18 protein-coding genes are annotated in these 24,707 nt (G+C 55.5%); 4 read left to right on the top strand and 14 right to left on the bottom strand.

From position 1 onward, the window contains the following. Positions 1-18: 18 nt before the first annotated feature. Positions 19-1,221 carry a porin gene (locus OZ410_RS03225; RefSeq protein WP_277706474.1) on the bottom strand — a complete coding sequence of 401 codons (1,203 nt, stop codon included), beginning with the start codon at positions 1,219-1,221 and terminating at the stop codon, positions 19-21. A gap of 371 nt (positions 1,222-1,592) precedes the next feature. Between OZ410_RS03225 and OZ410_RS03220 the strand changes: the two genes are divergently transcribed. Then, positions 1,593-1,949, top strand: a complete 357-nt coding sequence (locus OZ410_RS03220) for a toxin-antitoxin system YwqK family antitoxin (RefSeq protein WP_277706473.1) — start codon at positions 1,593-1,595, stop codon at positions 1,947-1,949. Positions 1,950-2,021: 72 nt separating this feature from the next. On the opposite strand, the gene OZ410_RS03215 is transcribed toward OZ410_RS03220, so the two are convergent. Both OZ410_RS03215 and OZ410_RS03210 read right to left on the bottom strand, forming a co-directional pair. After that, positions 2,022-3,209, bottom strand: coding sequence for a multidrug transporter (locus tag OZ410_RS03215; protein ID WP_277706472.1), 1,188 nt, complete (start codon positions 3,207-3,209; stop codon positions 2,022-2,024). A gap of 19 nt (positions 3,210-3,228) precedes the next feature. Then, entirely contained in the window at positions 3,229-6,054 is a 2,826-nt protein-coding gene (locus OZ410_RS03210; RefSeq protein ID WP_277706471.1) for a TonB-dependent receptor, read from the bottom strand. A 193-nt stretch (positions 6,055-6,247) separates the two neighbouring features. Here OZ410_RS03210 and dgt point away from each other — a divergent pair, with 193 nt between their 5' ends. Next, positions 6,248-7,594, top strand: a complete 1,347-nt coding sequence (gene dgt / locus OZ410_RS03205) for a dGTP triphosphohydrolase (RefSeq protein ID WP_277707165.1) — start codon at positions 6,248-6,250, stop codon at positions 7,592-7,594. 467 nt (positions 7,595-8,061) lie between these two features. Here dgt and OZ410_RS03200 read toward each other — a convergent pair whose 3' ends face one another. Both OZ410_RS03200 and OZ410_RS03195 read right to left on the bottom strand, forming a co-directional pair. Further along, positions 8,062-9,168, bottom strand: coding sequence for a DUF3078 domain-containing protein (locus OZ410_RS03200; protein WP_277706470.1), 1,107 nt, complete (start codon positions 9,166-9,168; stop codon positions 8,062-8,064). Beyond that, the gene (locus OZ410_RS03195; protein ID WP_277706469.1) at positions 9,155-10,930 is read right to left on the bottom strand and encodes a 1-deoxy-D-xylulose-5-phosphate synthase; all 1,776 of its coding nucleotides are present in this window, start codon (positions 10,928-10,930) and stop codon (positions 9,155-9,157) included. The genes OZ410_RS03200 and OZ410_RS03195 overlap by 14 nt, the downstream gene beginning before the upstream one ends. Positions 10,931-11,007: 77 nt before the next feature. Here OZ410_RS03195 and OZ410_RS03190 point away from each other — a divergent pair, with 77 nt between their 5' ends. Further along, positions 11,008-11,457 (top strand): nucleoside deaminase, encoded by a 450-nt coding sequence (locus OZ410_RS03190; RefSeq protein WP_277706468.1) that lies wholly within the window; start codon positions 11,008-11,010, stop codon positions 11,455-11,457. Positions 11,458-11,510: 53 nt separating this feature from the next. Here the strand turns inward: OZ410_RS03190 and OZ410_RS03185 are convergent, their stop codons facing one another. The 8 genes from OZ410_RS03185 to OZ410_RS03150 all read right to left on the bottom strand — a co-directional run bounded on the left by OZ410_RS03185 (position 11,511) and on the right by OZ410_RS03150 (position 22,428). Continuing rightward, complete coding sequence (locus OZ410_RS03185; protein ID WP_277706467.1) at positions 11,511-11,705, bottom strand: cold-shock protein; 195 nt, start codon at positions 11,703-11,705, stop codon at positions 11,511-11,513. Positions 11,706-11,788: 83 nt separating this feature from the next. Beyond that, a complete protein-coding gene (locus OZ410_RS03180) occupies positions 11,789-12,052 on the bottom strand; it encodes a hypothetical protein (RefSeq protein WP_277706466.1) in 264 nt (87 codons plus the stop codon). Positions 12,053-12,054: 2 nt separating this feature from the next. After that, positions 12,055-13,839 carry a chloride channel protein gene (locus OZ410_RS03175; RefSeq protein WP_277706465.1) on the bottom strand — a complete coding sequence of 595 codons (1,785 nt, stop codon included), beginning with the start codon at positions 13,837-13,839 and terminating at the stop codon, positions 12,055-12,057. Positions 13,840-13,893: 54 nt separating this feature from the next. Next, a complete protein-coding gene (gene aspS / locus OZ410_RS03170) occupies positions 13,894-15,651 on the bottom strand; it encodes an aspartate--tRNA ligase (RefSeq protein WP_277706464.1) in 1,758 nt (585 codons plus the stop codon). 103 nt (positions 15,652-15,754) lie between these two features. Continuing rightward, positions 15,755-19,261 carry an efflux RND transporter permease subunit gene (locus OZ410_RS03165; RefSeq protein WP_277706463.1) on the bottom strand — a complete coding sequence of 1,169 codons (3,507 nt, stop codon included), beginning with the start codon at positions 19,259-19,261 and terminating at the stop codon, positions 15,755-15,757. A gap of 2 nt (positions 19,262-19,263) precedes the next feature. Next, positions 19,264-20,439 (bottom strand): efflux RND transporter periplasmic adaptor subunit, encoded by a 1,176-nt coding sequence (locus OZ410_RS03160; RefSeq protein WP_277706462.1) that lies wholly within the window; start codon positions 20,437-20,439, stop codon positions 19,264-19,266. A 49-nt stretch (positions 20,440-20,488) separates the two neighbouring features. Then, positions 20,489-21,823 carry a TolC family protein gene (locus tag OZ410_RS03155; RefSeq protein ID WP_277706461.1) on the bottom strand — a complete coding sequence of 445 codons (1,335 nt, stop codon included), beginning with the start codon at positions 21,821-21,823 and terminating at the stop codon, positions 20,489-20,491. Then, positions 21,823-22,428 (bottom strand): TetR/AcrR family transcriptional regulator, encoded by a 606-nt coding sequence (locus OZ410_RS03150; RefSeq protein WP_277706460.1) that lies wholly within the window; start codon positions 22,426-22,428, stop codon positions 21,823-21,825. Before OZ410_RS03150 ends, OZ410_RS03155 begins: the two co-directional genes overlap by 1 nt. Before the next feature lie 153 nt (positions 22,429-22,581). Here OZ410_RS03150 and OZ410_RS03145 point away from each other — a divergent pair, with 153 nt between their 5' ends. Beyond that, positions 22,582-23,556, top strand: a complete 975-nt coding sequence (locus OZ410_RS03145; protein WP_420917748.1) for a polyprenyl synthetase family protein — start codon at positions 22,582-22,584, stop codon at positions 23,554-23,556. On the opposite strand, the gene OZ410_RS03140 is transcribed toward OZ410_RS03145, so the two are convergent. Beyond that, positions 23,540-24,691 carry a lycopene cyclase family protein gene (locus OZ410_RS03140; protein WP_277706458.1) on the bottom strand — a complete coding sequence of 384 codons (1,152 nt, stop codon included), beginning with the start codon at positions 24,689-24,691 and terminating at the stop codon, positions 23,540-23,542. The two genes, OZ410_RS03145 and OZ410_RS03140, sit on opposite strands and share 17 nt — an antisense overlap. Between the last annotated feature and the right edge of the window lie 16 nt (positions 24,692-24,707).

The following is a 24,707-nucleotide window of genomic DNA, read 5'->3' as shown; positions in this document are numbered from 1 at the left end:
TAGTTATTTTTTAGACCATTAAAAATGGAGATCCATCTGCAGTCTCCACATAAGTTCATTCGCATTTCCGGCGAAGTCAAGGTAGCTAAAATCCGTCTGTACTTTCAGCTTGTGCCCAACAATATATCTGGAAAGCCCTAAGGTGTATTGCGTTTGGTTCCCCCTGCCGGTTACAGCGTCCAGGTTCAGGTGCGTATAGCGACCCGCTACTTCCCAATTTGATTTAAAAAGATAACCGCTTTGCAGGTTTATGGCCTTTCCCACTTCCACAATGTCCCCGGTGAGGGTGCCATCGGAATTGCGGGCAAGGGGGTCGTCTGCAGATCGGGATGCGTATTCCCCCATAACCGAAAAGCCCCGGTATTTGAACATGGCGTCCACAAAAACCGTTTGGATAGGCGTTTCGTAAAGTCCGTCGGTGGTAAACATATAGCTGCCCAGGTTGCTCCGGGTCCGCACGGCGTCGTCGTTATAGTCGTAGGTGGCTGCAAGGAACAGCTTGGGTTCGGTTTCCCGGTCCAGGTCGGCTCCGGAATATTCTCCTTTCTTGGTGAAAGCACCCATAGGCAATACTTCCAGGCGAGCCGTATATTGATGGCCTCCCAGGTTTCCTTCCGTTACATTCCGCCCCTCCCCTTGAGAGAAGGCTACGATTTCCCGGACTAAGAATTTTCCGGACAGGTAGTGGTGGTGGCGAAGCTGGAATCCGATATCCCGGTCTATATTAAACCGGCTGTTCAGCAGGGAGCGGTCTACCAGCTGCAGGTTTCCGGAGGAAATTACCCGCTCGATGTTCCCAGGTAGTTTGGTCTGGCCTGCCCAGAGCACAAAATTGCCATGGAAATTCCATTTAACTACCGCGTCCATAATAAATCGCGGGCTGTTTCGGGTAAAGGGAGAGGCGCCGGACATATCCCGGTTGGATAAACCCAATTCGATTTTGTACTCAAACTTAGGGTCCAGGGCATACCCGTCAAACTTCAGGCGGGAACGGCGGATCAGGAAGTTGCTGGACGGGTCGGCAAATCCGCTGCCGTTGTTTTCGGTCCACTCGTTAAGGGTCAGGAATTGCATGCGGGCACCAATTTTCATGGTCCAGCTGCTGTCTTTACCTACCAGGTTAAACAAACCTTTTCCGAAGGCAGGCGCATTCGATTCTTGTGCGATGGTGGGGGAGGCCAGAAGTAAAAAAAACAACGCCACCCCAAGAGGGCGATTCATGATAGAAGATCAGTTTAGTTTTGTCACCGCAAAAAAGCAACTTCTATATTAACAAAAAGTTACCAAAACATCATGAATGCCCAAAAAAAAACTGCCTTGGCCAGAGGCAGTTAGGAGTATTCATACAAAAAACAGTGACAAAACTAAACTTGTGATGAATCCTCGGGTTGTGTTTAAACACGCTACAAATAACAAATTCGAAGTTAATCCGTGCGTAACGCCAAGTTTAAGTAAACATAAACTTTTGAGGTGAAACCCGGTAGGACAAATACTAATAATCAAATAGTTGCGTTTTTAATGTAAATTTAATGTTACGTAAAAGTTGAAAAATGGTTAAAACCCCCTATCTTTAGGTTTTAAACGCGAAAGAGATGAAGTTTTTGATTGTTGCCCTGATGTTCGCCCTGCCCGCCACCGTGCTTTCCCAACAGGAACGCCAGGTGCGTTTGTTGGAAGATGAAAACCTGATCGAAGCTACGTACTACTACGAAAGCGGAAAAATGAGCCAGCAAGGCACATTTACCCTGGATGGTAAGTTACACGGCAATTGGGTGAGTTATGCAGAAGATGGCCGCAAGGTGGCCATGGGTACTTATGTGGAAGGAAAACGCCAGGGAAAATGGTTCTTCTGGGAAGACGATCTGCTTCGCGAAGTGGATTATCAGTCTAATGCAGTGGCCTCCGTACAGGAGTGGAAATCCACAAGCCGGCTGGCCTTACAGGATTAAGCTTCAACATCCTAAAATAAAAAAGGGCCGTACTAAACAGTACGGCCCTTTCTTTTTTGTCCTCCGCGAAATTTAGTTGATTCCCACGGTCCAGCCGGAACCCCAGGCAGACACATCCGTGCCGGTACCGTTGCCGTCGCCGGAAATAAAATCCGCTTCGGTAAAGGTATAGCCGGTGTCGTTTTTCAGCTTGGTGGTTACGTTGTTGAAGGTCACGTTAATGACCTGCAGCAGGTCGTCCAGTACGCCTTGCCCGGTGGGGTTGCTACCGGTGTCGCCGTCCAGGTCAAAACCTTCGTCAAAGTCGTTCAGCACAATGTTGGTGAAGATTCCCTGGGTGCCGGCCCGCAGGCGGATGGCCTCGCTGGCGTCGTTAGCGCCTACCACCGTTACATTGGTCACATTCGGGGCAGAGAAGTACCCGCCTTCGTTGCTGAAGTCGGTGTTGTAGCCATCGCACTCAAAAGCTTTGTCATGGCTGGCACCGTGTTGTACGTATACATCGGTGAGGCTGCCTTTGAAGCCTTCGGTCCAGTCAATGGAATCGTCCTCGCAGTTCACTACGGCAATCTGGCTAACGTTAACGGTACCCCCGAAGAATTCCACTCCATCGTCTGAGCCTTCGTAGATCTGGATGTGGTCTATGGTGGTGCCGCTACCTACGGCGTACAGGGAGAGGCCGTTCAGCTCCGCATTCCCGTCAATGGCCCCGCCAGCGTATTCAATCCGCACGTATTGCAGGAACCCGGAATTATCGGTGTCGCTGTTACCGCCGTAAGACAGGCCGCCTACTTCGGAGGTAGCGGTGTCTTCGGAGCCGTCTGCTGTAGAGTTGATGGGTGCGCGCCCGCACATCACCAGTCCGCCCCAGTCCCCGGAGCCGGGAGTGCCGGCATTGGAGGTCAGGACAATGGGTTGGGAAGCCGTACCCACGGCATTGATTTGGGCCCCCTGCTGGATGGCGATATAGGCGTTCACGCCTACGGGTTGCGCCTTGATGGTCATCCCGGCCGGGATGGTCAGGGTGGTGCCGCTGGCCATCAGAACGGGCCCGGTTACCACGTATTCGGTGTTGGCGTCCAGTACCAGGTTCTGGGTATACACCCCACTGAGGTTAACCACGTCATTCCCGGAGCCGTCACCCCCGGAATTGTTGTTGGTAACGCTGTTGTCGTTAATGATAATTTCTGCCGTATCGTCGGCCTCGCAGGCAACCAACAGGGTGGTTGCGATTCCGAGCATTAGGATGGACTTTTTCATAAGATGCGGTTTAAAGGGTTTAAAATTTGTAGGTTACGGACATCCCCAGGTTCAGCCCCAGAGTATATTCGCGTATGGTTACATCCCCGATTCCGGTCCCTTCGCGAACAAAGGATACATCCGGATTCAGGAGGTTTTTGGCATTGAAATTCAGTTGCAGGTGTTCCCCTATGGCATTCTGCCATACAAAATCCAGCGTGGGCACGGCCCGCTCTACAATGTTGCCCAGGCTTCCCGCCCCCAGGGAAAAGATGCGGTCGGAAAAATAAGAGAACGCCAGGGTGGCTTTGGGCTTATATTCCCCGAACACCGGGCTGTAGCTCAGGTCGGTGTTGATGATAAAGGGGGAGGCGCCTTCCAGCTTATCGGATTCCCGGTCAAAGGAGGTGCCAAAGGTATTGGCCTGCCCGGCGGGAATGTCCCGAAGGTCCTGCCGGGTGTGGGTGTACGCGGCATTCAGGCCCATGGAGAGCAGGGGGGCATCGTCCGCATCGGTAAGCAGGTTCTTGCGGAATTCCAGCTCTACCCCATACACTTCGGCCTTTTCGCCGGTGCGGAAATAGCGCTGGGTTCCTGTAGCATCTGCAGCCACCACCCGGTTTACCGGGTCCATGATGGTCTTGGCAAAGCCGGTTAGGGAGAACAGCTCCCCCCGGTTAAAGAACCACTCGTATTTCAGGTCAAAGTTGTAGACGTCGGAATAGGTAGCGGCATTGCCATCCAGCCCGCCCAGTAGGTCTGGGTTCCCCCCTACGCGCTGGGTTACGGATTCGTAAACAAAGGGCGCCACTTCCTTGAATTCAGGGAAGGAAGCCGTTTTACTGAAGGCGAAGCGCAGGTTGGTATCCTCATTAAGCGCAAACCGTACGTTCAGGGAGGGGGCAAAAATGTTTTCGTATACGCTCCGCTGTCCGGGGTCGTCCGGGCGGATGTTGATTACGTCGTATACCACCTCCTGGGAATAGGATTCCAGGCGGATACCCGGTACCACCAGCCACTTTTCGCTGGGGGTCCACTGGGCGGTCACAAACCCGGCGTGCACGTTCAGGTTTCCTTTATAGGTGTTCTCGGGAAGCCCAGGGCGGTTGCGGTTCCCGATTTCGTTGCTGATGGGGTTCAGCACCAGCAGGTCCCAGAGGCCGCTGCCGTCGGGGATGTCGATATTCTCCACCGCAAAGATGCTGTTCAGGTTGTTCACGTCGGTAACGGGGCTGCCGTCCCGGTCCTGGATTTCATACCCGTAGCGGATGCTGTTGAACCGGCGTTCCTTGCGGCGGCCGTTGTACCCAAACCCAAGGGTCAGTTTTTCGGAGGCCTTGTAGCCCAGGTTCATATAGCTGTTTAGTTCGCTTTCGTCAATGCTCTGGAAGAAACGCTGGTTGTCGAAGGGGATGTTGGTGTAGAATACCGGATTGGTGGCCGGGTCGTTGTCCAGCGCCAGCTGGTAGTTCTCCAGAGTAATCCGCTTCCGGTCCGGTTCGTCCGAAAGAACCTTGTTGAAGCCCACGCCCCAGTCGAAGGTCCAGGCCTCGTTGAAGTTGTGCTGGCCGTTCAGCTGGTTCACGAAGATCATGTCCTGGTTAAACTGTACGTTCATTACGTAGAAGCCCTGGTCCGTATCCAGGATGGCATCCCGGTTGGTCCCCTGTCCGTTCACCCCGTAATAGCCCACGGCATCTGCGGCACTGTTGATAAACAGGGAGCTGTAGCTGAGCTTGTGATAGGGGTTAATGCGGAAGGTGAGGTTGGCCATGGCCGTGGTGTTGGTGGCATACTCGTATTCGTTCACCTCCGGGAAATCTACCTTCAATACGTTGGTAAAGTCCCGGGCCGGGCCTTCGCGATAGGTGTATCCGCTGTCGAAGCTGGCCGAGGCAAACAGGCTCAGGCGGGATTCTTCCCCGATCAGCCAGGATTCGCCCAGTTCGGCGGAACCGTTCAGGTTGATGGGGTCCCAGGCATTTTGCGGGTCCACCCCGTGGGAGAGGACTACGGCAAAGGGGTCGTTATCGTAGCGGTTGTAGAACCCGTAATTGCTGGGCCCTTCGGAACGCATAAAATTCAGGCCGGAGGCGTTGGTGTTCAGCCCGCTGCCCAGGGATACCTTCCAGAAGCCGTCCCCGGTGTATTCCCGGGAGTCGATATTTACATTCCCGGCCGCGAAGTCCGCGTAGAACGCTGCGGCATAGGCCTTGCTTACGGCCACATTTTCAATAATGCCGGAAGAAAAGAGGTTCAGGTCGATGTTCTTTTTATTGACATCGTTCGAGGGGAGGGACAACCCGTTCATGGTAGTGTTCTGGTAGCGGTCTCCCAGGCCGCGTACGTAGACGTCGTTAGACCCCTGTTGCTTGGAGATCCCGGCAATCTGGGATACCGCAGCAGCGGCATCGTCAATGCCCTTCAGGGCCAGGGCCTCTGCACTGATGGCCTCCTGGATCACCAGGGCTTTTTTCTGCTGGATCAGCAGGGCCACCTCGGAATCCCGGGCGGCAGAGGTGGTTACTACTACTTCGTCCAGGGCCACGCCTTCGTTGGCCGCCATGGGTACGTTCAGTTCGGTTACTTTCCCGGCTTCAATCACCACATCCGGGATTTCCACGGTCTCGTATCCCAGGAAGCTGAACACCACGGTATAGGTGCCGGGCTCCAGCCCGCCTATTTCATATAAGCCGTCAAAGTCGGAAGTAGTCCCCTTGGTGGTGCCTTTGATCAGGACGTTGGCAAAAGGAAGGGGTTCGTCGTTCATTTCCCGGTCGATGAGTTTGCCCACCACGCTGCCCGTTTGCTGGGCACTGGCTGCAAGGCCAAGGAATAATGCGAGAACGAGTATGAGTTGTTTCATTGCTAATGCTAAGAATTGAATTTTGCCGCAAAGAACGCCAGTGGGTGTAAGTCCTGGGTTAGCTTGGGATTAAACCTTTATTGCGTTTTTGTTAGGCCAAGGTTAACAGATTAAGCCAATGTTAAGGAGTAGGAAATGCCCTGCCCACAGGCCCTGAAAAAAGTGGTATCTTGCGGTTTTTCTACAGGATATGATGCAATGGGAACAGCTGTTATCCCTTAAAAGACAAGGGGATACGCATAAAAGGTTACGCGAGGAACAGGACGAAGCCCGCCTGGGGTTTGAAGTGGATTACGACCGGATTATCTTCTCTCCCTATTTCCGGAGCCTGCAGGATAAAACCCAGGTGATTCCCCTTTCCAAAACCGACTTTGTCCATACCCGCCTGACCCACAGCCTGGAAGTATCCGTAGTTGGGCGCAGCCTGGGCCGGCTGGCCGGGGCGGCAGTACTTAAGAAACACCCCTACCTGGAACAAACCCATGGGTACCGGTTTAATGATTTCGGGGCCATTGTAGCCGCCGCCGCCCTGGCGCATGATATCGGGAACCCCCCTTTTGGGCATAGCGGGGAAAAGGCCATAGGCACCTTTTTTAGCCATGGGGCGGGGCAGGCCTACCGGGACGAGGTGACGGAAAAGGAGTTTGAAGACCTGTTGCGCTTTGAAGGGAATGCCCACGGTTTCCGGCTGCTGACCGCACCCCGGGAAGGGGTGCCCGGCGGGTTGCGCCTGAGCTATGCTACCCTGGGGGCCTTTATGAAGTATCCCAAGGAATCCCTGCCGCATAAACCTTCCAGGCATATAGCCGTTAAAAAATACGGCTTCTTCCAGGCGGACAAGGACGCCTTTTCGGAAGTAGCCGAGGACCTGGGCCTGCTGCCCGCTGGCCTCTCCGGGGGTTCCGGCTTTTGTCGCCACCCCCTGACCTACCTGGTGGAGGCTGCGGACGATATCTGTTATACCATTATCGATTTTGAGGACGGTATTAACCTGGGGCTGATCCCGGAAGACTACGCCCTGGAGTTCCTCATCAAACTGGTACAGGACCGGATCGATACCAAAAAATACAGGGGGATAAAAAGCATGAGCGACCGCCTGGGATATTTGCGGGCCATTGCCATCGGGACCCTGGTACAGGATGCCGTACGGGTATTCATGGAAGAGGAAGAAGCCATCCTGGCCGGCGAGATGCCGGTTGCCCTGCTGGATCGGAGCCGCTTCCAGGCCCAGGTACGCGATATCCTGGATGTAAGCGTGGAGCGGATTTACCGTTCCCAGGAAGTGATCGAAAAAGAAGTAGCCGGGTACCGGATCCTCTCGGACATCTTAGAGGTGGTGGCCCAGGCGCTGGTCGGGCGCCTGAGGGACAAGGCCTCTGCCTACGACCAGATGGTGCTCCGGATGCTGCCCCCGGCTCTGGTGGACCAACCCTGCCATACGGTTTATGAATGCCTGCTTACTGCCGCCTCCTTTGTGGCCTCCCTTTCCGATGGCTCTGCTGTGCATATGCACAATAAGATTACGGGGAAACAGCTCTGAGCAAGGGGGGTGAGCCTGGAATAAAGTCATTTACTAGACTGATCCCGAAGAATTGCCAGCGATAGCGGTGGCGCTAGCGGAATTGCGATTTGCGAAGCAAATGGAAAGCATGGAGCGACCAGCGCCAGCCGTGGTTTTGCGCAAGCAAAAATCGCCTCCAATTCTTCGAAAAAGGTCCTTTTCTTTCCCTCTTTCTTTTATTCACGCTCTAGTTCATTTGCTTTTATCGGAGTTCATGAATGCTTCGCATTTGGACCAGCAAAAGAAAGAGGAGTAAAAGCGAGGCGGCGCAGCCGCGGAGCTAATAATGTCCGGTCATAAAAGAATGATCCTACCGCGACGCAGTCGCGGAGCAAAACCATTCCGAAGCGAAGGCAAAGCATTTGACCCGCAAAAGAAAGAGGAGAAAAGCGACGCGGCTGCGCCGCGTCGCATCGAATTTCACCACCTAAGAAAAAGGAAAAAACCTAAAACTTATAGTTTATTCCTATCCCCAGCTGTTGCCTGAACTGGGTTTTGGGAGAACCGGGATTGATCACTGTCCCGTCCGGGTCCACTACCCGGTCAAACAGGATGTCGTTGTCGTAAATCAGGTGGGCGAGGAGGTTGGCACTCACATATTCATTCACCTTAAAGTTGAATTTCATCTGCCAGTCCACATCCACATGCCAGATCACGCGCAGGTAGTCCGAAAACAGTGTCAGGTTATGGTTCATGGTAATGTTGCGCGCCAGGGGGTGTTCCCATTTGTGGGTAAGCAGAAACCCCATTTCCGCAAAGAGGTTTTTCCCGGGTTCCAGCACATTGCCATTGGCATCCAGCACGGCTTTTTCCACCCCGAACGCCCCCCGGTCTGCCAGGGCCTGGTCGGTCACAAAGGTACCTTTGAACGTGATGGGGGACAGGTAGAGGTTAAACTTCTTTTCCTCTATGATATAGGAGGTACCTGCCCCAAAGAACATATAACCAGGGGCCATAAACCGGGAAATGGGCTGGCTGCGATCCGGGTATTTAAACCCGTCCGCAAACTGGGTGTTGAAGTTCAGCTTCACCGAATAAAACCAATGGCTTAGGGTGTCGCGCCGGTATCCGATGGTGCTGCTCAGCCGGATGGCGTCGTCTGTTTTACGCCATTTCCGGCCTTCCTGGGCATTCCATCCAAAGCGGAGTTCCAGGTCGTTGTCCCACTGGAAATTCCCGAATTTATAATTCCGGCCAAAGTACACCCGGCCGTTGGCCGAAATGGCATTATCCCCCCCGGCATTCCAGTTTACAAAGGCCACTTCGCTAAACTGCAGGTCCAGCTCGTTGGTCCGGTCCCAGAAGGAGGGAATTTTAAAGCGTTTAAAAGGTTTGGTCAGGGGTTTGGTAGCATTAAAGGAGATCCTCGGGACCCTTAGGGTTACCCCCCGGGGCACAATCCGGATGGGGTATTGGATGTCCCGGATCACTACGGTGGCCATCGGGATACTGTCCGCTTCCGTAGTGGGAATGCTGTCCTGCCCCAGGGCCGGGGTAGCAAGGCCAAGGGCAAACACAAAAAGGGGCCATAACGATCGCTTAAGTTTCGTCATCGGTCAATTGGTTTAGGATGCGCAGCAGGGACGGGTTGTCCAGCCCCTGTTGCTGGTAGAGTTCGTCTACAGTGCCGTGTGGAGGGAACTGGTCTTCCACGCCCAGGCGGACCACCTTTCCCGTGTACCCCATATCGCTCAGGGCCTCCAGGACCGCGCTGCCAAAGCCGCCCGTGCGGCAACCATCTTCCACAGTTACCACCACCCGGTAGCCTACGCAGATTTCCTGCAGTGCCTCCCGGTCCAGGGGCTTCACAAAGCGCATGTCGAAGTGCCCGAAGGCTTCGGGGCGCCGGGTTTCGGGTAACAGGTCGGCTATCCGCTGCCCCAGGGGCCCCAGGCTCAAAACGGCTACGGTATCCCCCTGCTGCAAATTTCGTGCCTTTCCGATCAGGATCTTTTCAAAGGGCACTTCCCAATCCGCATTCTGGCTGTACCCCCTGGGATACCGGATGACCACTGGCCCGGGAAGCTCGAGTTGGGCGGTGTATAGCATATGCCGCAGCTCCCGGTTGCTCATGGGCGACATCAGGATCAGGTTGGGGATGCAGCGTAAAAAGGCGATGTCGAAAATCCCGTGGTGGGTGGGGCCGTCCTGGCCAACCAGCCCGGCCCGGTCCACACAGAACACCACTGGTAAACCCTGCAAGGCCACATCGTGGATCAGCTGGTCGTAACCGCGCTGCAGGAAGGTAGAATATATGGCGCAAAAGGGCACCATGCCTTCGGCCGCCATCCCGGCGGCCAGGGTAACTGCATGCTGTTCGGCAATGCCTACATCAAAGGCACGCTCAGGGAACGCCTCCATCATATACTTCAGGGAACTCCCCGTAGGCATGGCCGGGGTAATCCCTACCAGCCTGGGGTTTTGCCGGGCCAATTCTACCAGGGTATGCCCAAAGACATCCTGGTATTTCGGGCCCTGCCCGGGGTTTTTCCGGGACCGGATCAGGTCTCCGGTACGTTTGTCAAAAGGCCCGGGCGCATGGTAAATGACCTGGTCTTCCTCCGCCCGCTTCAGGCCTTTGCCTTTGGTGGTGACCACATGCAAGAGTTTGGGCCCGTCCAGGGCCTGCATGCGTCCCAGGGCCTCCAGCAGGGCCGGCAGGTCATGGCCATCCACCGGGCCGTGGTAGGCAAAGTTGAGGTCCCTAAACAGGTTGCCCTGGGTGCGGTTGCCGGAACGGGCCCGGGCCAGGAAGGCCTTTAGCGCACCTGTACTCGGGTCTATCCCGATCCCGTTGTCGTTAAGCACCACCAGCAGGTCTGCCCCCGCTTCCCCGGCATGGTTCAGGGCTTCAAAGGCCATCCCGCTGGCAATGGAGGCATCTCCGATTACGGCAATGTGTTTTCGGGCTTCCCCCTGCAAGCGGCCTGCCAGGGCCATCCCAAGCAAGGCGGAAAGGGAGGTGGAGGAATGCCCGGTGCCAAAGGCATCGTACGGGCTTTCTTCCCGTTTCGGGAAACCGGAGAGCCCGCCCCATTGGCGCTGGGTGTGAAAGGCATCCCGCCGTCCCGTCAGGATTTTATGCCCGTAGGCCTGGTGGCCTACATCCCAGATCAGGCGGTCTTCAGGGGTATTATAGCAGTAATGCAGGGCCAGGGTAAGCTCTACCACGCCCAGGCTCGCGCCCAGGTGGCCCGCTTTTACCGAAAGGACATCTATGATGAACGCCCGCAACTCTTCGGCCAGGCGCGGCAGGTCGCTTTCGGGCAGTTTCCTGAGATCGGCCGGGGTATCGATATGCGGCAACAGCTCCATAGGCCCGGTAAAGGTAGTGTAAATTGGCCGATGCCGGGACGGCTCTGGTATATGCCGGATGTTGTATTTTTAACCCCATGGAATTTGTACTGGACGATCGCTTTTTTATGCAGAAGGCCCTGCAGGAAGCCGAATTGGCCTTCGAAAAAGGGGAAGTACCCGTGGGGGCCGTGGTGGCTGTGCAGGACCGGATCATAGCCCGGGCCCACAACCTCACTGAACAACTCCGGGACGTGACTGCCCACGCAGAGATGCAGGCCATTACCGCCGCCTCCAATTTCCTGGGAGGCAAATACCTTTCCCAGTGCACCCTTTATGTAACCCTGGAGCCCTGCCAGATGTGTGCCGGGGCCCTGTACTGGAGCCAGGTGGCCCGGGTGGTCTTCGGGGCATACGATCCCCAGCGCGGCTTTACCGCCTTTGGCGGAAAGCTCCACCCCAAAACCCAGATTTCGGGCGGGGTAATGGAGCCTGAGGCCTCCGATTTACTTAAGCGCTTTTTTATTGAAAAGCGAAACCTCAACTAAAAAAAACGCCGCCCGGGAGGGGCGGCGTTTCAAACGCTCAAAATAAAATATCGTTATCCGATTACCTGCACGTTGGCGGCAACCATGCCTTTGCGACCTTCGGTCTCTTCGTATTCTACTTTGTCTCCTTGGTTCAGTTGCAGACCACCCAGGGCGGTTGCGTGTACAAAGGTGTCCTTTCCGGTGGCGTCGTTAGTGATGAAGCCGTAACCTTTGGATTCGTTGAAAAATTTAACAGTACCAGTCATTAAAAAAATAAATAAGCAATTATGCTGCGAAGTTAGGGCAAAAATGGAATCGTCCTTTGAAAAGCAGAAATAAATTTCAGAAATTATTGATTTTCAGGGGTATTTTCCTTTCGCTCCCGCATTTTTCGAATGTTCTCATCCGTAAGCATATAATCCTTTAACTGCTTGCCCCGGCTTTCGGTAATCAGAAACAGCGGCATGGCCAGTAAAAACAGCCCAACTACCCCAAAACCGATATATTGGTTAGCCAGGGTCTCCCGCGTGTCCATCAGGGAAAATCCATAGGCGATGGCTCCCAGGGAGGCCAGGACTATGGCGGCTACGATATAGCGGGATGGCTTTTTCATCTTCAGGGGGTAAAGGTAATCAACTTCCTGCGGTAGGCGGTTAGGAGCTTGGATTTGGAAACAAAGCCGATGTATTTCCCTTCCCGGATCACTGGCAGGTTCCAGGCACCGCTGTCCTGGAATTTCCGCATTACCTTTTTCATATTATCCTGTTCGTAGAAAATCTGTTCCGGGGGGTTTTGCATAAAGGTGGAGACCTGCAGTTTGTCGTAGAGTTCCGTGTCGAACATAAACTCGCGGATGTCGTCCAACAGCACAATACCCTGCAGCTTTCCTTCCCCGTCTACCACGGGAAAGATATTCCGGGGCGATTTGGCCACGGACTGGTGCAGCATCTGGCCCAGGGTCATATCCTTGTGCACGGTTTTGAATTCGGTTTCGATTACTTCGTCTAATTCCATAAGGGTGAGCACCGTCTGGTCTTTGTTGTGGGTAAGCAGGGCCCCGATACGGGCCAGTTCCTTGGTATAGATGGTGTGCTCCATGGTGCTGCGGGTAATGAGGTAGGACATGGCCGCCGTGATCATCAGGGGTACAAACAGGTCGTAACCGCCCGTAATTTCCGCAATCAGGAAGATGGCTGTGAGGGGGGCATGTATCACTCCGGCAATAAGCCCGGCCATCCCCACCAGAGTAAAGTTGGATTCGCTCACCGAAATGCCCAGCCCCAGGTTGTTGAGGACCTTGGCCATCACATTCCCCAGGGCGCTGCCCATCACCATGGTGGGGATAAATATCCCCCCGGCACCCCCGGCCGCAAAAGTGGTGGTCATGGCCACTGCTTTAAAGAGGGTAATCCCGAAGAGCAACCCGATCACCACCCATATATTGCCGGTATAGGCGTCAAAAGGGGTCACCCCCAGGGCTTTCAGGTGGTTGCCGTCCAGCAGGTTGTTGATAAATCCAAAGCCTTCCCCGTAGAGCGGGGGGATAAAATAGAGCATCACCCCGATGGCCAGCCCACCTACCAGCAGCCTGTATTTGGGGCTGCGCAGGGGTTTAAACCACCGCATGATGGTGAAGTAGATCTTGGAGAAATATATGGAGGCCATGGCCGTACCCATACCCAGCAGGATGTAATAGAAGCTGTCCCGCACCTCAAAGCTGTCCTGCAGGTCGAAGGTGAACAGGGATTCATCCCCCAGGAAAAAATAGGAGGTAAGCACCCCGGAAATGGAAGCCAGCAAGAGCGGCAGCATGGAAATCATGGTGAGGTCCAGGCTAAAGACTTCCACCGCAAAGATGATGGCGGCAATGGGGGCCTGGAAGACCGAGGCAATCGCGCCGGCCGAGGCGCAGGCTATGAGCAGGGAGCGTTCTTTGGAACTGATGTGCAGCAGGCGGGAGACGTTGGAACTCAGGGCGGCCCCCGAAGCGACTGCAGGCCCCAGCAATCCTACGGATCCCCCGAAACCTACCGTTAAAGGGGCCGTGATCAGCGGGGTGAGGATTTTCTTGGCGGTGATAATGCCTTTTTTCCGGGAAAGGGCGTACAGAATGGAAGACACGGCGTGTTCCAGCCGTTCCTTATGGATGTATTTTACATAGAGGAATACCAGGGTAAGGCCTACAATGGGCAGGATGAAATACAGCTCTGTGCTCAGGAAGAGCACCCCGTGTTCCAGGGTAGACTCAATCAGGTAGGTGCTGTTCTTCAGGGTAACCGAAACCAGGCCCGCCAAAAAACCCAGGGCCACACTCACCAGGTGGGTGAAGGTCTTGTGGGAAATGTGCTTATACCGCCATTTCAGGAACCGGGTAAGCAGGTTGTTGGGTTGGTTTCCCATTTTGGCTCGGATTCGCTTAAAAATACAAAAATTGCCCGGCCTGCAGGGGGGCTGTTACGCCTGCCCGGGGCGGATCTCCAAATGGAGCTCCTCCAGTTGTTCCCCGTCTATGGGCGAAGGGGCATCTATCATCACATCCCTGCCGCTGTTGTTTTTCGGGAAGGCGATGTAATCCCGGATGGATTCCTGCCCGCCCAGGATAGCCACCAGCCGGTCCAGGCCAAAGGCAATCCCCCCGTGGGGCGGGGCGCCAAACTGGAAGGCGTCCATCAGGAAGCCAAATTGGGCCCGCGCCTGTTCTGCCGTGAAGCCCAGGTGTTTGAACATTACGGCCTGGGTTTCCTTGTCGTGGATCCGGATGGATCCCCCGCCGATTTCATTCCCGTTCAAAACCAGGTCGTAGGCGTTGGCGCGCACGGCTGCCGGGTCGGTATCCAGCAGGTGCAATTGCCCGGGTTTGGGGGCCGTAAAGGGGTGGTGCATGGCGTGGTAGCGGCCGCTTTCTTCGTCGAATTCCAGTAAGGGGAAATCCACTACCCATAGGGGTGCGAATTCTTTCGGGTTCCGCAGGCCCAGGCGGTGGGCCATCTCCATACGCAGCATACTCAGGCGCGTGCGGGTGGGGCCCGCATCCCCGGAAAGGACGCAGATAAGGTCGCCCGGTTGCGCACCTGTGGCTTCGGCCCATTGCTGCAGGTCTTCCTGGGTGTAGAATTTGTCTACGGAAGACTTGTAGCTGCCGTCTTCCAGGCACTTTACATATACCATGCCCATGGCGCCCACCTGGGGGCGTTTCACCCACTCTACCAGGGCATCGATCTCTTTACGGGTGTAGGCTGCAGCACCCGGAACGGCAATCGCCACCACCAGTTCGGCCTGGTTGAAGACGTTAAAATCCCGGTGCTGGGCCACGGCATTGAGCTCCCCGAATTCCATTCCGAAACGGATATCCGGCTTGTCCGACCCATAGCGGCGAATGGCATCGTCGTAAGTCATGCGGGGAAAATTTCCGGTGTCTACCCCGTGGATGGCCTGGATCAGGTGGCGGGTCAGGCCTTCAAAGGTGGAGAGGATGTCTTCCTGTTCCACAAAGGCCATCTCGCAATCGATCTGGGTGAATTCCGGCTGCCGGTCTGCCCGAAGGTCCTCGTCCCGGAAGCATTTTACGATCTGGAAGTATTTGTCCATGCCCCCAACCATGAGCAACTGCTTAAAGGTCTGGGGGGATTGGGGCAGGGCGTAGAATTGCCCTTCGTGCAAACGGCTGGGGACCACAAAATCCCGGGCGCCTTCCGGGGTGGATTTGATCAGGTAAGGGGTTTCCACTTCAATAAAACCCTGTCCGGACAGGTAATTGCGCACCTCCATGGCCACGCGGGAACGGAAAATAAGCTTCTCTTTTACCGGGTTGCGGCGAATGTCCAGGTAGCGGTATTTCATGCGGAGTTCTTCCCCTCCGTCTGTATCGTCCTCTATGGTGAAAGGCGGAGTCTGGGCAGGGTTCAGGACCCGGAATTCCCGTACCAGTACCTCAATGGCGCCGGTGGGCATTTTGGGGTTCTTCGAAGCCCGTTCAATCACTTCCCCTTCTACCTGCAGCACAAATTCTCGCCCGGCGTTGCGGGCCTGTTCTAGCAGGCCTTGGGCGCTGCGCTCCTGGTCAAATACCAGCTGGGTAATCCCGTAGCGGTCGCGCAAATCGATCCATACCACAAATCCTTTGTCCCGCACTTTCTGGACCCAGCCCGCCAGGCGGACCTGCTGGCCGATATGCGATTCGTTCAATTCCCCACAGGTATGCGATCGGTACATGCTGTTAGCGTTTTATGCCTGCAAAGGTACATTAGAAAGCGGGAAGCTTACAAGGGTTTTCTAAACTTCCCGCCGCTATGATATCCGGTAACGGACTTGTGCCTCAGGCGGCCTGCCCAAGGCTCCGTTCCTCTCCTGCCGTTTGCCCCCGGCGCTTGCGCAGCCCCAGCTTAATGCGGTAGGTAATGTTAAAGAGTACCGGCACGATGATCAGGGTCAGGAAGGTGGCCACAATCAGCCCGAAAATTACCGTCCAGGCCAGTGGCCCCCAGAAGACCACGTTATCCCCCCCCATGTAAATATCCGGGTTAAAGCGGGCAAAGAGGCCAAAGAAATCGATGTTCAGGCCTATGGCCAGCGGGATCAGCCCCAAGACCGTGGTAATGGCGGTGAGCAGTACCGGCCGCAGCCTGGCCCGCCCGCCTTTTACAATGGCTTCGGTTACTTCAGGGAGTGGCAGCAGGTCGCGGTCGCCAAGGCCCAGGGCCACCTTGCGGCGGTCTATCAGGATCTGGGTGTAATCCAGCAGCACCACCCCGTTGTTCACCACAATCCCTGCCAGGGAAATAATCCCCATCATGGTCATCATAATCACAAAGGACCAGCCGGTGATAATCAGCCCGCCAAAGACCCCGATAAAACTCAGGAAGATCGCCGTCATGATAATGGTGGGTTTGGAGATGCCTCCAAACTGGAAGACCAGCAGTAACATGATCAGTCCCAGGCCGCTGAAGAAGGCGCCCACCAGGAACTGCATCTGCTTGTTCTGCTCCTCGATCTGCCCGGTGTAGTCCACCTTTACCCCGGCAGGCATCCCATAAAAATCCTTCATGGCATCCTGGATCTCGGCCACAATGGCCCCCGCGTCGGTAAAGCCGGGCTTTAGCCCGGAGTACACGGTCACCACCCGTTTGGCGTCCTGGTGTTTCACCGCGCTAAAGCCGGAGGTGTTGCGTTGCCGGGCCACGGCCGAAACCGGGATTTCCTTGATCTGCCCGTTGGAGGGATCCCGGAAGATAATATTCTGGTTAAACAGGGCGCTGGTATTATAGCGCAGGTCTTCGTTAAACCGGACGTTGATGTCGTAGTCTTCCCCGTCCTCTTTATAGATGCCGGCCTTGTCCCCGAAGAGGGAGCGGCGCAGCTGCATACCTACCTGCCCCACGGAAACACCCAGTTCTCCGGCTTTCTCCCGGTCTACCACCACCTCCATGGAGGGCTTGCTTTTATTGACATCTATTTTGAGTTCCTCAATGCCCTCAATCCCCTGGGCATTGATAAAGGTGCGCATCCGCTCGGCTACCTGGATCAGGGTGTCGTAATTCTGCCCTTCCAGTTCTATATTGATGGGGTATCCGGCCGGCGGGCCTACCGGATCTTTTTCGACGGAGATTTCCACCCCGGGGTAAATCCCGGCCAGGGCTTCGGAGATTTTTCCGCGAAGCACCTCCGTATCCTTACCGTTGCGGTATTTGAACTCCCGCATGGAGAGGGTGATCTTCCCGCGGTTGGGCATTTCGGCGGCAGAGCCCCCATCCGTAAAAGGGTTTTCGGCCCCGCGGCCCACCTGTGAAACCGTGGACTCCACCAGCAGGTTTACCTCGCCTTTCATGTATTCATCCCCGTCTGTAATGGCGTAAACCCGCTTCTCGATTTCCTTGGTAAGGGCGTTGGTCTTTTCAATAGCGGTCCCCTGCGGGTATTCGATATAGACGTAAATCTCGTTAGGGGTATTGTCCGGGAAGAATTCCACCTTGGTGCGCTGGCTGCCAAGGGAAAGGCCAAAGCCGATAAAGGCCAGCAGCAACAGCAGGAACATGGCTCCGGAATACCAGTAAACATTTTTTCCGCGCAGGGCCCTTTGGAGCTGGTTTTCGTAAAAATTCTCCAGCTTCTTCAGGGTTTTATCCTGGAAGCGGTTGGCGGATTTCTTGATGGCGTATTTGTACAGCCAGAACATACCGGCGGTTACCACCAAAAGGCTGCCCAGCCCGCGGATGGGGCCTGCAAGCACAAAGATCAGCATGCCAAGGGGCACCAGGATCAGGGTTACCCGCACCAGCTGTTTGCGGCTGAGTTCCTTCTGCCCGGTTTCCATAAAGCTGGATACCAGCATGGAGTTCATAAAGATGGCGACAAAGAGGGACGAGCCCAGGACCACGGAAAGGGTAATGGGGAAGAACTTCATAAAATCCCCCATAATGCCCGGCCACATCCCCAGGGGCACAAAGGCGGCCACGGTGGTGGCTGTGGAAATGATAATAGGGATAGCAATTTCGCCTATCCCTTTTTTGGCGGCTTCAATGCGAGACATACCTTCCTCATCCATCAGGCGGTACACGTTTTCTACCACCACCACCCCGTTGTCTACCAGCATCCCCAGGCCCATCACCAGGCCAAAGAGGATCATGGTGTTCAGGGTATACCCCAGGGCCGAGAGGATCATAAAGGACATAAACATGGACATGGGGATCGCAAAGCCCACAAACAGGGCATTGCGGAACCCGAGGAAAAACATGAGTACGGTAACCACCAGCAGGATCCCGAAGATGATGTTGTTCACCAGGTCGTCTACCTGGTTCAGGGTCCGGCTGGAAGAGTCATTCGCAATAGTTACGTTCAGGTCCGGCGGCAGATAAGTGTCCTTGGCATTTGCAACGATCTCCCGGATCTTGTCGGCCGCAGTTATGGCGTTTTTTCCGGAGCGTTTCTTGATGTCCAGCATCACCACGCTCTCCCCTTTTTCTCGGGCGAAGGTGGTTTTGTCCTCTTCGCGGAAGTGCACCTGGGCGATGTCTTTCAGGTAAACGGCATTCCCATTTTCCGACTTCACCACAAAATCGTCCAGCTGGGCCGGGTTTTCGATTTCGCCCAGGATACGCACGGTGCGCCGCTGCCCCCCGGATTTCAGGTTCCCGGCAGACATGGTCATGTTGCCGTTGGCAATGGCCCCCAGCACGTCGTCGAAGTTCACCTTGGCGGCCATCATTTTGTAGATGTCCACGGCTACTTCCACCTCCTTGTCCTGCGCCCCCCGGATGTCCACCTCCTTAATTTCGTCCAGGTCTTCAATCTCGTCTTCCAGCATTTCGCCAAAAGCCTTAAGCTGGTCCACCGGATAATCCCCGGTCAGGTTCACATTCATGATAGGGAAGGACTCGGAGAGTACCAGGTCAAAGACATTGGGCTCTACCTTGGCCCCATTGAAGATGGGCCAGTCCTCGCTGGCTTTTTCGGCATCCACCTCGTCCTGCACCTTCAGCTTGGCATCCTGCACGCTAATGTTCTCGTCAAACTCCACTACAATCATGGAATAGTCTTCCTGGGAAGTCGAGGTCAGGTCAACGATGTTACTCACGTTTTTCAGTCGGTCCTCCAGGGGGTCCGTGATCAGGCGCTCGATGTCCTCGGCGGTGTTTCCGGGGTATGGGGTACTTACATAGATCTTGGTTTCCTGAACCTCGGGAAAATCTTCCCTGGGCATCCCGAAGTACGAGCTGATCCCCACCACAAAGAAGATGGCTATCATCACATAGATTACCGAAGGGTTGTCAATGGCCCAGGAAGAGGGCCGGAATTCCTTGCTCGCGTTGCGTTGCTGCTTGCTCATACCTACTGCAGGATTTGGATTTGCTGCCCGTCGCGCACGCGACGTGCCCCTTCAATAATTAACACTTCGCCGGCGTCGATCCCGTTCAAAACCTCCACCTGGTTCCCCTGAACCAGGCCGGTTTCCACCACCCGCTTCACGGCGGTTGCCAGGCCGCCTTCCGCGGCCCCGGTGGCCAGGTATACATATTGTTCCCCTTCGGCATTTTCAGAAATTACCGACGGGGGGATTACCAGGGCACCTTCTTTGGTATAGTCGTTAATGCGAACTTTGGCGGTCAGGTTGGGCTTAACCCGCCCATCGGGGTTGGGTACGGGGATTTCTGCACGGAAAGAGCGGTTGGCGGGGTTGATGAAGTTACCGGTTTGCCGAATTTGGGTCCGGATGGTGTCGCCCAGTACAGGGAGGTAGATCTGTACATCCTTACCTACCTGTACGCTGGAGAGGAAGCGTTCCGGAACGTCTACCTCCACGTACATGTCCGACAGGTTAACCAGGCGGAAAACGGCCATGCCCGCTGCAGGGTTTACCGTGCTGCCTTCTTCCAGCAGGACTTCGTCCACTATGCCGTTAAAGGTGGCGCGGATGCTCGCCTTGGCCAGCTGGGCCTCTGCCTGGCGCACGGCGCTTACCCCGGCTTCGTATTGGGTTTTGGCCTGCAGGTACTGAATCTCGGACCCGATTTGCTGCTCCCAGAGTCTTTGCTGTCGCTCAAAAGTGGTCTTGGCCAGGGCTGCCTGGGTGCGCAATTGCTCCAACTGGCTGCTCAGGCCCCCATCGTCAATGCGGGCCAGGACCTGTCCTTTGCGTACGCGGTCCCCCTCCTTGACCAGCACCCGCTCCAGGGTACCGGGCATTTCCGGATAGAGCAGGACGTTCTGGCGGGTCTGTACGTCGCCCTGCAGGTCCAGGAAGTGCCGGAAGACCGACGGGCTCACCTGATGCGTACTCACCAGGGGTACATTGGATTTCTCCCCCCGGGCTTCAATTGCGGAATCCAGTTGGGCAATGGTTTCGGAAAGGCTGTTCTGCTGGGCTACCAGTTCTTTTTTCCGGGCCTTGATGGCGTCCAGGTTTCCGCTGGCCAGCAGGGTATCCAGGGATTGCTCCCCCTGGCCCCCGCAGGAAGCCAGCAGGATGGACAGGGAAAGGGAAATTAAAATTGCAGTTCGTTTCATGATGGAATGATGGTTTTCAGTAAAAGGGCTTTGGATGGGTTGCATGGTCTTATTCCGGGTTCAGGATATTCTCCAGGGCCGTTTTGCGGTTGATCACGTTTACCATGGCCTGCAGGTATTCCTGCTGGGCGGCGTATAACTGGGTTTGTGCCTGCCGCAATTCAAAGCTGGAGGCCAGGCCTTCCCCGTATTTGATCTGGTTTTTGTTTTCAATGCGCTCGGCCAGCCCCAGGTTCGCTTTGCTGGTTTGGTAGGTTTCGATGGCCAGGCGGTAGTCCGTCCGGGCTTTTTCGAGTTGCAGTTGCAGTTGCTTCTCGGTTTCCCTGAGCTGGGATTTGGCCTTGTCCAGGGCGATGCGGGCCCTTTGGGTACTGGCACTGCGGCCCAGCGAACTGAATATGGGGATGTTCAGGTCAAAGCCCAGGACGGAAGTTTCGTAGGAGAAGGTCTCGCTATCGAAAAATTGAAAGGGGCTGCTGGTGGCCGTTTTGCCGTAATTGATAAAAGCATTCAGGGTGGGAAGGGCCCGGCTTTTGGCCAGTTTTAATTCCAGTTCCCGTTGTTGGTTCAGGTTTTGGACCAGTTTGAAATCCACATTGTTTTCCAGTTGAAAAGGAGATTCCAGCAGGGCCAGCTGGGTTTCCTGTTGGGCCAGGTCGTCCAGGTCCTGGGTGAGTTCGGTGGGGTGCTGCAGCGGGAGCCCCATCAACACATTTAGCATCTGTAAGGTGATTTCGGCCAGGCGTTGGTTGTTTTTGAGTTGGTTTTCCAGGCCGGAGTGGGTGATCTGCAGCTGTTCCACCTGCTCCTCTTCGGCCAGGCCGTTCTCGAAGAGTTTCCGGGTTTCGAAGAGGTTGGTGGCCACCGTTTCGATGTTTTTCTCCAAAATGGCCACGCTTTCGCGGGCCAGCAGGGCATTCCCGTAGGCCTCTACCACGGATTGGCGCACCTGCTGGTCCGTTTTCTCCTTGGTGTTTTGGCTGTATTTCAGGAAGGTTTGGGTAGCCTGTACCCCTACAATGTAGGAGCCGTCAAAGATTTTCTGGCGCAGGGTGGCCGTGGCCGCCGTAGTCTGGGGCGGGCCAAAGGTAACCGGGGTAAAGGTGCCGGGATCCCCGCCGGAAAGTTCCCCGGGCAGCAGGAACAGGGGCTGCTTCAGCTGGTCCTGATAGGTAACCAGGCCGCTGATCTGCGGCAGCCCGGTGGCAATGGTTTCCCATTTTTGCTTTTGGGCATCCTCCAGGTCGCGGGTGGCGTTCAGCGCATTGGTGTTGTGGTCCAGGGCATACTGGACGGCTTCCTTCAGGCTGAATTGGGCAGGTGGCTCCTGACCGTACCCCAGGGTGGCCGTCAGGGCCAGCAGGAAGGCGATGTAATTTCGCATTATTCGCAGTTTGAGTTGATGATGTTATTAAGTACGTTTCTTCCCTTGGGTGTTACAATGCCCCGCAGGTGGTATTCCAGGTACATGTCCATGAGTTCGGTCTGGGATAACAGGTTTTTGGGGAACAGGGTTTCGTCTTTCAGGCTGGTAACGCCGGTGAAATATATCCGCGCCACAAAATCCACATTCAGGTTGGCCCGGTAAATGCCCATTTCCATTCCCCGGCGGATGTTGCGCACCACGCATTGCTGCATCACATCGAATTGCTTTTGCTGCAGGCGCTGGAAGATGGCCGGGTAGTATTTCCGGAGCTGGTATTGGGGGGAAGTCTTTTCGTTTTTCAGGTGGAGCATGGCGAATTTCTTGATCTCGTACAGCTCCTCGATCGGGTTTTTGCCCAGGTCGCAAATGCAGTCAATCCCGTGCGATATCTTATGGAACAGCCCCATGGTGCACTGGTCTACCAGGTCGGTCTTGTTCTTGAAATGCGCGTAGATGGTTTTCTTGGAAATCCCCATGTGTTCCGAAAGATCGTCCATGGTGACGCTCTTGAACCCGAGGTTCAGGAAAAGTTCGGTGGCGGTATCCAGGATTTGCGTTTTCATAGGGGGCAAATGTACCTTGGAAACTTTAAAAACAAAAAAAGTTTCCAAAGTTTTACCATTTTTTAACATAGCCCCTGCCACACCCGGAACCCTGGAAGGCGTAAGACTTTTCCCTTGGCAGTTGAGGAGGGTTTGCCGTATTTTTGATGCATGATCGAAGCTATTGCCTCTTACCGGGAATCCTTTTTAAACTACCTGGAGCAAAACGCCCCCCAGCGGGAACCAGACGGTTTGTATGCCCCCATCCGGTATATCCTTGATATGGGCGGTAAACGCATGCGGCCCGTGCTGGTGCTGCTGAGCGCGGATTTGTTTGGCGGCCGCGTTTCGGATGCCCTTCCGGCGGCGGCAGCCGTGGAGGTTTTCCACAACTTTACCCTGATCCACGACGATATCATGGACGCCGCCCCCTTAAGGCGCGGCCGGGCTACGGTCCACAAGAAGTGGGACCTGAATACCGGCATCCTTTCCGGGGATGCCATGCTGATTCTGGCGTATCAACAACTGGAGCCGTACACCGGCGAGGCTTATCCGCAGCTGATGCGGCTGTTTTCCCGCACCGCCCTGGAAGTGTGCGAAGGGCAGCAGTTCGATATGGATTTTGAATCCCGGGACGACGTTTCCCTTGAGGAGTACCTGAACATGATTGCCCTGAAAACAGCGGTGCTCCTGGGGTGCGCCCTGCAAATGGGCGCCATAGTGGCCGGGGCTGGGGCTGCGGAACAACAGGCCGTTTACGACTTTGGGATTGCCCTGGGCCTTGCTTTCCAATTGCAGGACGATTATCTGGATGCCTTTGGGGACCCCGAACGGTTTGGCAAGCAGGTAGGGGGCGATATTATCGAGAACAAAAAAACCTACCTCTATTTAAAGGCCCTGGAGCTGGCTTCTGCCGGGGAAGCCCGGGAATTGCAGGACTTGTATTCCATCCAACCGGCCAGGCCGGAGGCCAAGGTAGAGCGGGTACGGCAAATATTCCAGGAGAGTGGTGCGGCAGCGCAGGCCCGCCAGCGCATTGAGGCGTACACCGAAAAGGCCTTTTCCGGGCTGGACCGTCTGGAAGGCAGGTCCCGTGCCAAAGCAGTCCTGAAGCAATTCGGGGAGTGGTTGCTTAAGCGCGACTTCTAAAGAGGGCCCTGAAGGCGGCCCGCAGGAAAGGGCCTTTGGGGCTGGTGGCAATAACGCGGGCTTCCTGCAACAGGTGGGTTTCCTCATTCAGGAAGGTCAGCAGCAGGGGAATGGGCAGGCGCCGGAGCTGGCTTGAAAAAATGTGCCCCCCTTTTCCATTTTCCCGGGCCAGGGCATCCAACAACAACCGATCGTACATCCAGAACCGCCAGGGCTGGCGGATTTCCGGATTTTTTCCGGCTTTCAGCGCCCGAATCACTTTGGGGGTATTTCGCACCGCATTCCAGAAGGTATATCCCGTACTGGGTTTGGCCCACCCGCCTGCAATCCCGATATGGGTAATATGGGCCGAATTGGCGCGGGTAAAATCGTTGCTGGTCATGGGGATGCTGCCGTGTTCGGACTCCAGGATCTCATACCCCTGGCTCCCCAGGCGCTGGTCTATGTAGTCCCGAAGGGCGGCCTCATATGCCTCGGGGGCTAGCAGGTCTTTGGAAAAAAGGGTGTACTCCACCAAACCTTCGGTGGGGCTGGTCGGCAGGATATACATAAAACGGGTATTCCCGTTTTGGGGTAGATCAAAATCCATAAACGTAGGGGCCTCCGGATCAAATACCGGGTTTTCCGAACGGATAAACCAGCCGGTAAAATGCTGCTGCAGCACCGGATAGGGTTGCATTAGCTGGTCCCGGTCCTGCAACAGCACGCTGCTGAAGACATGCCCTGCGGTATAGGTGTGCTCCGGGGTGGTTACCCGGGCCATCCCGTCTGCCTCCTCCAGGGCAGTAACCGTTGAGGTTATCCGGGTGATATGGGGGTAGGTGTCCAGGCGTTTGCCATAAGCGGCATAGAAGGCTGCCGAACGCAACATTTTGTATCGGAAGGGGTGCAGGCTGCTGGTGCGTCGAAACCCTGGCCCCGCAACCTGCATGGCATTCCAGGACTGGTGGAGGAGGGGATCAAAGACCCCCGCCCCGCGCTCCCAGAAACACCAGGTGCGGTCATTGCCTTTGGCCGGGTTTTGTTCGAGCAGGGCAATGCGTTTTCCGGCAAACCAGGGGTCCTGGCCCATGGCGTCAGCCAGTAGCAGGCCGGAAGCCCCGGCCCCGATAATGATGTAGTCAAAGTGTTGCATATGCCCGTATCGGCCG

Source organism: Robiginitalea aestuariiviva (genome assembly GCF_029537735.1).
Classification (GTDB): domain Bacteria; phylum Bacteroidota; class Bacteroidia; order Flavobacteriales; family Flavobacteriaceae; genus Robiginitalea; species Robiginitalea aestuariiviva.
The sequence above is the reverse complement of the archived record's forward strand: the minus strand, read 5'-3'. Positions and strand labels throughout refer to the sequence as shown.

Excerpts from the sequence above, each read along its gene's own strand:
- OZ410_RS03225 (WP_277706474.1), bottom strand. The coding sequence starts at position 1,221 with ATGAATCGCCCTCTTGGGGTGGCGTTGTTTTTTTTACTTCTGGCCTCC.
- OZ410_RS03220 (WP_277706473.1), top strand. The coding sequence starts at position 1,593 with ATGAAGTTTTTGATTGTTGCCCTGATGTTCGCCCTGCCCGCCACCGTG.
- OZ410_RS03215 (WP_277706472.1), bottom strand. The coding sequence starts at position 3,209 with ATGAAAAAGTCCATCCTAATGCTCGGAATCGCAACCACCCTGTTGGTT.
- OZ410_RS03210 (WP_277706471.1), bottom strand. The coding sequence starts at position 6,054 with ATGAAACAACTCATACTCGTTCTCGCATTATTCCTTGGCCTTGCAGCC.
- dgt (WP_277707165.1), top strand. The coding sequence starts at position 6,248 with ATGCAATGGGAACAGCTGTTATCCCTTAAAAGACAAGGGGATACGCAT.
- OZ410_RS03200 (WP_277706470.1), bottom strand. The coding sequence starts at position 9,168 with ATGACGAAACTTAAGCGATCGTTATGGCCCCTTTTTGTGTTTGCCCTT.
- OZ410_RS03195 (WP_277706469.1), bottom strand. The coding sequence starts at position 10,930 with ATGGAGCTGTTGCCGCATATCGATACCCCGGCCGATCTCAGGAAACTG.
- OZ410_RS03190 (WP_277706468.1), top strand. The coding sequence starts at position 11,008 with ATGGAATTTGTACTGGACGATCGCTTTTTTATGCAGAAGGCCCTGCAG.
- OZ410_RS03185 (WP_277706467.1), bottom strand. The coding sequence starts at position 11,705 with ATGACTGGTACTGTTAAATTTTTCAACGAATCCAAAGGTTACGGCTTC.
- OZ410_RS03180 (WP_277706466.1), bottom strand. The coding sequence starts at position 12,052 with ATGAAAAAGCCATCCCGCTATATCGTAGCCGCCATAGTCCTGGCCTCC.
- OZ410_RS03175 (WP_277706465.1), bottom strand. The coding sequence starts at position 13,839 with ATGGGAAACCAACCCAACAACCTGCTTACCCGGTTCCTGAAATGGCGG.
- aspS (WP_277706464.1), bottom strand. The coding sequence starts at position 15,651 with ATGTACCGATCGCATACCTGTGGGGAATTGAACGAATCGCATATCGGC.
- OZ410_RS03165 (WP_277706463.1), bottom strand. The coding sequence starts at position 19,261 with ATGAGCAAGCAGCAACGCAACGCGAGCAAGGAATTCCGGCCCTCTTCC.
- OZ410_RS03160 (WP_277706462.1), bottom strand. The coding sequence starts at position 20,439 with ATGAAACGAACTGCAATTTTAATTTCCCTTTCCCTGTCCATCCTGCTG.
- OZ410_RS03155 (WP_277706461.1), bottom strand. The coding sequence starts at position 21,823 with ATGCGAAATTACATCGCCTTCCTGCTGGCCCTGACGGCCACCCTGGGG.
- OZ410_RS03150 (WP_277706460.1), bottom strand. The coding sequence starts at position 22,428 with ATGAAAACGCAAATCCTGGATACCGCCACCGAACTTTTCCTGAACCTC.
- OZ410_RS03140 (WP_277706458.1), bottom strand. The coding sequence starts at position 24,691 with ATGCAACACTTTGACTACATCATTATCGGGGCCGGGGCTTCCGGCCTG.